General features: G+C 44.8%; 11 protein-coding genes. 1 reads left to right on the top strand and 10 read right to left on the bottom strand.

All coding sequences use genetic code 11. The features are described 5' to 3' along the window. Nucleotides 1-52 precede the first annotated feature (52 nt). From GT748_RS14480 to GT748_RS14505, 6 genes are all read right to left on the bottom strand, one after another. A complete protein-coding gene (locus GT748_RS14480) occupies nt 53-307 on the bottom strand; it encodes a hypothetical protein (RefSeq protein WP_155201663.1) in 255 nt (84 codons plus the stop codon). Between the two features lie 150 nt (nt 308-457). Beyond that, the gene (locus GT748_RS14485; RefSeq protein WP_155202559.1) at nt 458-1,507 is read right to left on the bottom strand and encodes an IS30 family transposase; all 1,050 of its coding nucleotides are present in this window, start codon (nt 1,505-1,507) and stop codon (nt 458-460) included. A gap of 514 nt (nt 1,508-2,021) precedes the next feature. Continuing rightward, nucleotides 2,022-2,930, bottom strand: a complete 909-nt coding sequence (locus GT748_RS14490; protein ID WP_205301338.1) for a hypothetical protein — start codon at nt 2,928-2,930, stop codon at nt 2,022-2,024. Further along, nucleotides 2,918-3,100 carry a hypothetical protein gene (locus tag GT748_RS14495; protein ID WP_161222379.1) on the bottom strand — a complete coding sequence of 61 codons (183 nt, stop codon included), beginning with the start codon at nt 3,098-3,100 and terminating at the stop codon, nt 2,918-2,920. Before GT748_RS14495 ends, GT748_RS14490 begins: the two co-directional genes overlap by 13 nt. Before the next feature lie 12 nt (nt 3,101-3,112). Further along, nucleotides 3,113-3,421, bottom strand: coding sequence for a hypothetical protein (locus tag GT748_RS14500; protein WP_155202561.1), 309 nt, complete (start codon nt 3,419-3,421; stop codon nt 3,113-3,115). Between the two features lie 161 nt (nt 3,422-3,582). Next, a complete protein-coding gene (locus GT748_RS14505) occupies nt 3,583-5,490 on the bottom strand; it encodes a hypothetical protein (protein WP_161222380.1) in 1,908 nt (635 codons plus the stop codon). A gap of 65 nt (nt 5,491-5,555) precedes the next feature. On the opposite strand from GT748_RS14505, the gene GT748_RS14510 reads away from it, so the two are divergent. After that, the gene (locus tag GT748_RS14510) at nt 5,556-5,759 is read left to right on the top strand and encodes a hypothetical protein (RefSeq protein ID WP_155200697.1); all 204 of its coding nucleotides are present in this window, start codon (nt 5,556-5,558) and stop codon (nt 5,757-5,759) included. 49 nt (nt 5,760-5,808) lie between these two features. Here the strand turns inward: GT748_RS14510 and GT748_RS14515 are convergent, their stop codons facing one another. From GT748_RS14515 to GT748_RS14530, 4 genes are read right to left on the bottom strand one after another with little or no spacing between them, the layout of a single operon-like run. Further along, nucleotides 5,809-6,009 carry a hypothetical protein gene (locus GT748_RS14515; protein WP_155202563.1) on the bottom strand — a complete coding sequence of 67 codons (201 nt, stop codon included), beginning with the start codon at nt 6,007-6,009 and terminating at the stop codon, nt 5,809-5,811. A gap of 53 nt (nt 6,010-6,062) precedes the next feature. Beyond that, on the bottom strand, nt 6,063-6,335 hold the full coding sequence (locus GT748_RS14520) for a hypothetical protein (RefSeq protein WP_155202564.1): 273 nt from the start codon (nt 6,333-6,335) through the stop codon (nt 6,063-6,065). After that, nucleotides 6,313-6,489, bottom strand: a complete 177-nt coding sequence (locus GT748_RS14525; RefSeq protein ID WP_155202565.1) for a hypothetical protein — start codon at nt 6,487-6,489, stop codon at nt 6,313-6,315. Before GT748_RS14525 ends, GT748_RS14520 begins: the two co-directional genes overlap by 23 nt. After that, nucleotides 6,486-7,358 (bottom strand): rolling circle replication-associated protein, encoded by an 873-nt coding sequence (locus tag GT748_RS14530; RefSeq protein WP_205301339.1) that lies wholly within the window; start codon nt 7,356-7,358, stop codon nt 6,486-6,488. The genes GT748_RS14525 and GT748_RS14530 overlap by 4 nt, the downstream gene beginning before the upstream one ends. Nucleotides 7,359-7,518: the final 160 nt, after the last annotated feature.

Raw genomic sequence — 7,518 nt, forward strand, 5'->3', positions numbered from 1 at the left:
GGTGGCGGGGGGGCGGGGGGCATAGCCCCCGCGCCCCCACCGCTCGCCGCGCTTACATGAACGCGACTGCGCAAATTTTGCCGTACTTGTTATATGTCGGGTCAATTTCCATGCCCACGCATTCCCCTGCCGTGAGCAACCCGGCATCTCTGACAGCAGTGTCCATCAGGTCAGGTTTAACCCACAGCTTGTCCGTCGCTTCACCTGTTACATTATCGTCGTGATAGCTTACAAACAGGGAATGGCCGCACACGGCATTACCGTCCTTGTCCTTAAAATCCACGAACTTGTGTCCCAAAATCTTCATTCTGGCGTTCCCCTTTCTTCAAAAAATTTAGGCGGTAAGACACGCTTGTCCTACTGCCTATAATTGTAATAACTTTCGAAGGTAAAGTCAAGAAAGTATAGGCAGAAATATTGACAAAAGGGAAGAAAGGGCAAAATGCACAAAAGAAAGCTATTGTTTTTGATAGCCGGTTAGATTTATGCCTTCCTTCAAAAACGCTTCATAAAAAACATCATCGGCGCAACGCCAGCCAAGGATTTTCCGCGGATAGCTGTTCATAAAAGTTTGAATCTGGTGAACCTGTTTCCGGGAAACCTTGTTAATACTGAATCCCTTAGGAACAAAGCGTCGAATCATTTTATTGAGGTTTTCATTACTACCCCGTTCCCATGAACTGTACGGATGACAGAAATACAATTGCGTCCTGCCGTCCTTTTCGATGCCTTTCACATCGGCAAACTCACAACCGTTATCTACAGTAATCGTTTTAAAAATACGCGGGAAATCAGCCCCATAGCGGCGTTGCAGGATATCCAGAGCACGGACAGTACAAGCCGCAGTTTTACCCGCCATTTTGATAATAATTTCTTTTCGGGACATGCGTTCGGTAAGAACAAGTAAACAGCTTTGCCCGGCTTTTTTCTCACCGACAACGGTATCCATTTCCCAATGACCGACTTCATCACGCAGGTTAACATATTCAGGCCGCTGAGTAATGCTTTTTGCCAAGGGATTTTGAATGTTGTGCGGTTTTGCCTTTCGGCATCGGCGGGGACGCTTGCCGGAAATCAAAGATTCATTGCCTACGGAGAGTACACCAGAATCCAAATAACGGTAGAGCGTCGGAACACTGATAGTAGTATTGAATGACAATCCTTTCCGGCGCATTTCTCCCAATGCAGCGGCAGGACTAAGCCCGGAACGAAGCCGGGAAGAAATATAACTGGCAAATTCATGGTCATGGCCGATTTTCAAAGGCGCGCCTTTGCGGGCGGTACACCGATCAGCCGAACGCTGGGCGATATCAGCACTATAAGCAGTAGTCCAATCCCAAGAAGCTAAAAGCCGTCGATAAGGGCCGCGTTTTAATTCTCTATAAATTGTACGTTCACCCCGGCCCAGAGCTTCAGCAATACGCCGGGCGGAATATCCCTGCTGATGCAGAACCTCAATTTTCAAGCGTTCCTGATAAGTAATGTTTTTGTTACACCGATTACACATAATGCTTTACCCCGCTTTCAAATCCAGCTATAAGGCGCTGCCTCTACGGCGAGCCTAACAGCAAAAATCCCCGGCTATCAATGGCAAGTGAATCGCAAAGCGACCATTGACAGCCGGGGATTTTTGTGTTTTTCGTAAAGGGGAACATCCTGAAGAGGAAAAGCACCTGCGGGGGCCGCTTATGCGGCCAAGGTATATTTAATTAAGGCCCTACGGGCCGAGGGCTAAATAAAGGAAGAAGCATGAGAATTTCTAAATGCGTATTCCTGCCGCATAGGGCACAAAAGCGAGTGGAAACAGAAAAATATATAGCCCTATTTGCCGCCGATATCGCGCCCGGCGCGACGAGGATTTTTTGCATTATCCTATTAAGAAATGACGTCAAGCCAACAAACAAAAGAATCCAAATCACATTCAACATAATAAGGACAAAAATCACATTCCATTTCATCATCATCAGAATATGGACAATAGCCCAATTCACAGATAGAAAAATTTGACATACAAAAACCTCCTAATGCATCTTTTTACGGGAGCGAAGATAACGGCGCGAGGGCTGGGCAACAGCATCCATATTCGGGCCTTGATTGCATTGCAACTCCAGAATTTCCTGTTCGGAAAGCATATCGCCCTCTTCAAAAGCTTTTTTCAAATTCCCTACACAGGCCAAAGTGTCATAAGCGGCATAATCACGGTTGAAAACGAAAAAGCCAGTACGGCGGACAGGCCGGATATTTTGCGGATTCGTAGCGTTTTCCATTTCCCAGGCATCAAACACATAGTGACGCTGAAGCCGCCACAGCTTGTCACAGGAAACAACGTAGCTTGTAACCTGACGGAGTAAAGCATCCACATGGGCGAAGCGTTGAGCGGTATAATACAAACTGATATGATGGTGACGGCAGGTCAACACCGTATTCAAAAACAGCGGATTGATATTTGTTTTGAAACTGCGGCTGTTCAATTGGACGGAAAATTCATCACCAAGGACAAGGGTTATCGTCCGGGTATGGTTTTCTTCATCGTATTTTCTATTCAAATCAGCGGCAAGCACGATCTGCTCCAAAGAAACAAAACGCTCATAGGGAACACTGGAAAGATGAACGTTACTGATAATTTTAACGCGTTGGATAACAAAGTCTCCGCGTTCAGCGTCCCAAACATCTTTACCGTTGTACAAATGATAAAGAGTACAAACCTTATGCACAGCCGATAAGGTTTTCCCCTTGCCGAACAGCCCGACATAAGCCACCAGTTCACCCGTTTTGCATTCATTGTATTGCTTGTACTTGAAGTATTTAAACAGGTCAACAAGACCATATCGGGGGACGGCCAGCGGATGCAAAACAATAAGGCGGAAAGTTACAGAAGCGGCAAATACCAGGATAAACAGACCAAAGAAAAGCCATATCACGACAACCACCGCCCGCCGCCAAGATTCCGCACCGTGCTGAATACGAAACGGAAAATCATCACACAAACAAAAATACCAAAAAGGACTTGCAGAAACCACGGCAGAAATTCGGAGAATGTAGCGGGCGGCGTAAGACTGCCGCCGAGGATGCCGAAGAACTGCGCCAAAACATTTATCATAATGTCACCCCTTTAAAATCCAAAAATTCGTATTAAAACAAGGAAAAGCAAAATAAGAAAAATCAGAAACAACAATCCTTCCACCACTGAATAAGAATCCAGCGGGATAGATAGAAGCGGCCGTGCTTCAGAAGTTTCTACAGATGCAGCCATATCCGAAATACCAGACGAAGAATTCGGCGCGCTTTCCAATACATCCGACGCAGACGGTAAACTATTCGTCTCCGGGCCATCTGCAAAAGCAACAGGAGCGCAAAGGCACATAAAAATAATAGCCAGCAATGGCCCGAAAAGTACCAAAAAAATTCTTTTATCATTCACGCAAAAGCCCTCCTAGAAAATATGCGACAACACTTGATATCATCGTAAACAAAAGTACGTTCCACATACTGAAAGTGAATCCGTAAACTGTAATAGGCGTTTTCAACCCATTCAGGATAGCGGCCATTACATCAAGAACATCCTGCACTCAAACACTCCCCCTATTTTTTGAAAAAGCTAATAACCATCAAGAGGATGGAAAGCGTAAAGCCCAACAAGAGAACAGCAGTAATTTCAGGCGGCATAAAAGGCCAGAGGGCAGCAAGGAAATTCCCGAATTCACCGCCCAAATTCATCAAATTGGTGAAAGAATCGATTAATGAAGTAATAAGAGAAGCAAGCCCATCAAGTAGCTTAGAAGCAACAGCTGAAATAAAATCAATAGCACTGAAAATGATATTTGCAAGAGCAGAAAAAATTTTTTCTAAAATGTTGACTTTATCATCTGAATCAGAACTATCACCAGGACTACTGCCAGATTCGGAGTCTCCCGGATCCTCACCATCCGTCACAGGTGGAATTTCATCCTCACTTGATGTAATCGGCGCAAGGTCGAAATTCATTAAATTGAACCATTCACCATTTTTGTAAATGGCTGCATTCACATCTTTCCAGAGGCCACCATCATACTGCATGATGTTTTTGACTACGTTTTTCTCTACATTGATAAAAACTGTACCGTTCGCAGGATATGTAGGACGGGCCCCTCCGACACGGTAACTACTCACATTCAAAGCACTCTGCACAACAACATCATTCTCGACAGCACTTTCCGGATAAACGTAAACCATGTTACTATCATAAGGCTGATATGGTACAAACACAGAAGAGTCTGAACCCTCAAAAACTTTTGAAATTCGAACTTCATCAATAAAAACCCGTTCAACTGTACGAACCGGACCGCCCAAAGGTAAGATTTTAAAACAGCTTTCATCAAGAGAGAGAAACACGTCCGATAAATCGGAAGAAGAAGAAACAGGTGTAGTAACAGCATCCGAAACCCGAAGGCCATTGACAAAAGCCATACACACCCAATTGTTTGCCCATGCCGCAGGCTCCATAACAAGGTCAACAGTTACCCATTCATTCGGTGGAATATAGAAGGACAAATAATTTGAGCCAATCAAAACATGAATACGATCTCTATATTTAGAAGGGTCTCGATCAACAGTTTGAATGCGAAAATGAAAAGTTAAATAAGCACTGGAATGGCCTGAAAAAGAATAAGGAAATGTCACAGGACCAGAACCAAGGGACGTTGCAATATAAGAAAAAGCACCGTTCCAACCCTCGTTCTGAAACTGATAACTACCACTTGTAGCATGATTTCCAAAATTGCTGGAATCATAAAAGTTTCCATCCAGATGCCAAAGACCGAGTGTTTTTCCGTCATCCTCAAGCACCAGGTCGGCATTTTTCACATTGTACAGGTAACTCGTTCCGAATACGTCCGATGCAGTACAATAAAAGCTGTTCCGGCCATCCGGTAGACTGTAATAAAGCTGGGAATCCGTATCATTCGCAGTGGATTCCCCATCCGCAGAATCATGACCGTAGATATTCACATACGTGGGACTATACGTCACATAGTATGTATAATTGTTGGTTGTCTCGTACTTGTAGTAGTTGTAAGTGTTGTTGTAATAGGTATTTTGAATCTGATAGCTGGTCCAAGTATTGTTGGTGACGGTATTGAAAGTGTTGTTGTTAACAATAGAGGTCTGAGTGGTATTGCCCGAATTGTAATAGTAAGTACCGCCTGTATTCTGACCGGAACCATAATACCTTTTCGGAGTAGTCAGAGAGCCTGCTGGTGTACCGCCTTCCACCTTATACCAGCTCACACAACCGAGCAGCGTTCCTTTATCAATCTGCGCGCCGCATTTCTCGCAGGTATAAACATCCCTCTTGGTAGAGCCGGCACGCAGCGCCTCCGAAAGCTGCAGCGATACTTGACCACAGCGCGGACAGGTGAGACTGTAATCAGCCGCAAAGGCGGATGCCGAGAAACCAGTAAAAAATGAAAAAAGAAAAACGAAAGAAAGAAAAAAAGCCACTTTATTTTTCATAAAGTCACATCCTTGTAATTATTAGAAAGAAATGGTAAAATCAAACCAAAGAGGAGGCGAAAAAAATGAAATTCATATTCAGTGAAAGTGGATGGGCATTTTTCGAAAGAATGGCATATCGCGGCGTGATTGGTCTTTTTTATGACAGCACATTAACAGGACTATTGGCATACTTAATTTTCTTTGCAGTAATTGGATTCGCCATAATAGGGCTAATATCAACGTTGAAATGGCTATTCACAAGAAAGAAAAAGAAAAAATATTATTAAAAAATAGCCGTCCGCCCACATGGGGCGGGCGGCATTTCTTTGCTTGCCTTTAAGTAGCGGCCCGTTTGATTTTCTTGAAAACGGACACGCCCACGCCGATGAAAGACACAGCGAACAGGCAGAGCAGGACAGGCTGGGAAACCAACTGTTCCAGAACGCCAGCCATCAGGCTGAAGCAATCCGTAAGGGCCGTGGTGATACTCGCCATAGTCAGGCCGCCCTCGACACCAACCGTCATAAGTTCCAGCATACATAAACCCCTTTCTTTTAATTTGATATATGTAAACGGCATTGCCGATTTACCTAATCAGAAAGCACTACGTCCCATCCGGTAATCATGTTTTGGGCATCTATTTGCAAATCAATTTGCAATCCGTCCATAGGGGCAAAACATTGCAACGAAAGCACCATGTCAGCCGCAGAATCCACAGCAAGATAAACCGGAATATCATCTATATCGGCCCGGACGATTTTAAAATCGGCAGCGACAGCGGGAAGAAGCGTTTGCAAAAGCTGTTCATAGAAGTCACTGCAATCCACGCATGCAGTGCGTTTATTGCGTTTGACGTTTTTCATCTGTTTCCACCAGGCACGAAGCCAGACCGGAAAAGGAGACAAGGCCGCACTCCAACGCCTTACTGACAATAAAAGCTGGCGGAACATCAAGCGAAGCCGAGAGAGCCATGAGGAGAGAAGAAGTATCAGCATCGACGGGCACCATCAAATTCATACAGGTTTTACCCCTTTCAAAAATTCCATCTGTTCAACTGTTACAGGAATACAACCGCTTTCATCCGCTTCAAAATCGGGCCATTGTTGATATTTCCAATAATCATCCCAAGAAATCAAATCGCCGGGACAAGACCAGTGTTTATAAAAACGGGCGGTGTATTCTTCATCGGCCCAAGCCGCTTTACACCATTCATTATTCACATCATCGGCTGGAATCTGTAAAAAGTCGGAATCACTGTCGTAAACCAATTCAGGCTTTAAAAGTCCTTTGCTTTTCAAAACAAGCTGGGCGTTTTTACCCCAATCCGCCAAATCTTTTGTTATGTACTTGCTAACATAGGTTGCACAGCGTTCCCGGTCTTTAATGAGTGAACAGGAAAAGAATCCGAACCGTTTTGAATAGCGCGGCCAATCCAAATAGCCCTTAGTATTCGGAACCATTGCAATTGTCCCATCATCCATCCGCTTCCATATCTTTTCAGGGCATATCAAGTCGTTAATATACGAAGTAACGCCGTGAAAGTGGATGGCACCGTCTTTGTGATGCTCCGGAACAAAAAGATAGCGGAAATTGGTATCTACCCGTTTTTTATAATCATTAAAAAACGATGAAAGGGACTTTCGCAAAGATTTAAAATCATAACGGTCAGAAACCTTGTTTTCATCGAATGTAAAAGTACAGAACAAAACGAATCGGTTACACAACAAAGTATCTTTGATTCTTCGCCGCGTTCGTGAAAGACTTTCATCCATGCGTCCATCGTGGGGCTGGGATTCAGAACGTTCAGAATACAGACTGGGGGGACGGTTCAACTGTATATGCCGATAGGGTAATTCTTTTTGGTCATATCTGTATATCCGATACAAACCATCACCCCAACGCGTTATAGTTTTCTTTCCCGGTCTGCCTGAAAAGTGTTACGGTGTCAAGTATCCCCCCAGCCCCCCTTACAGGAGGCCGGGGGAGCTTTCGCGCGTGGCGGTGGGGCGGGGGGGGGGGCCCCCCCCCCCCCCCCCCCCCCCCCCC

The organism is Bittarella massiliensis (ex Durand et al. 2017) (genome assembly GCF_009876955.1).
GTDB lineage: Bacteria > Bacillota > Clostridia > Oscillospirales > Ruminococcaceae > Bittarella > Bittarella massiliensis.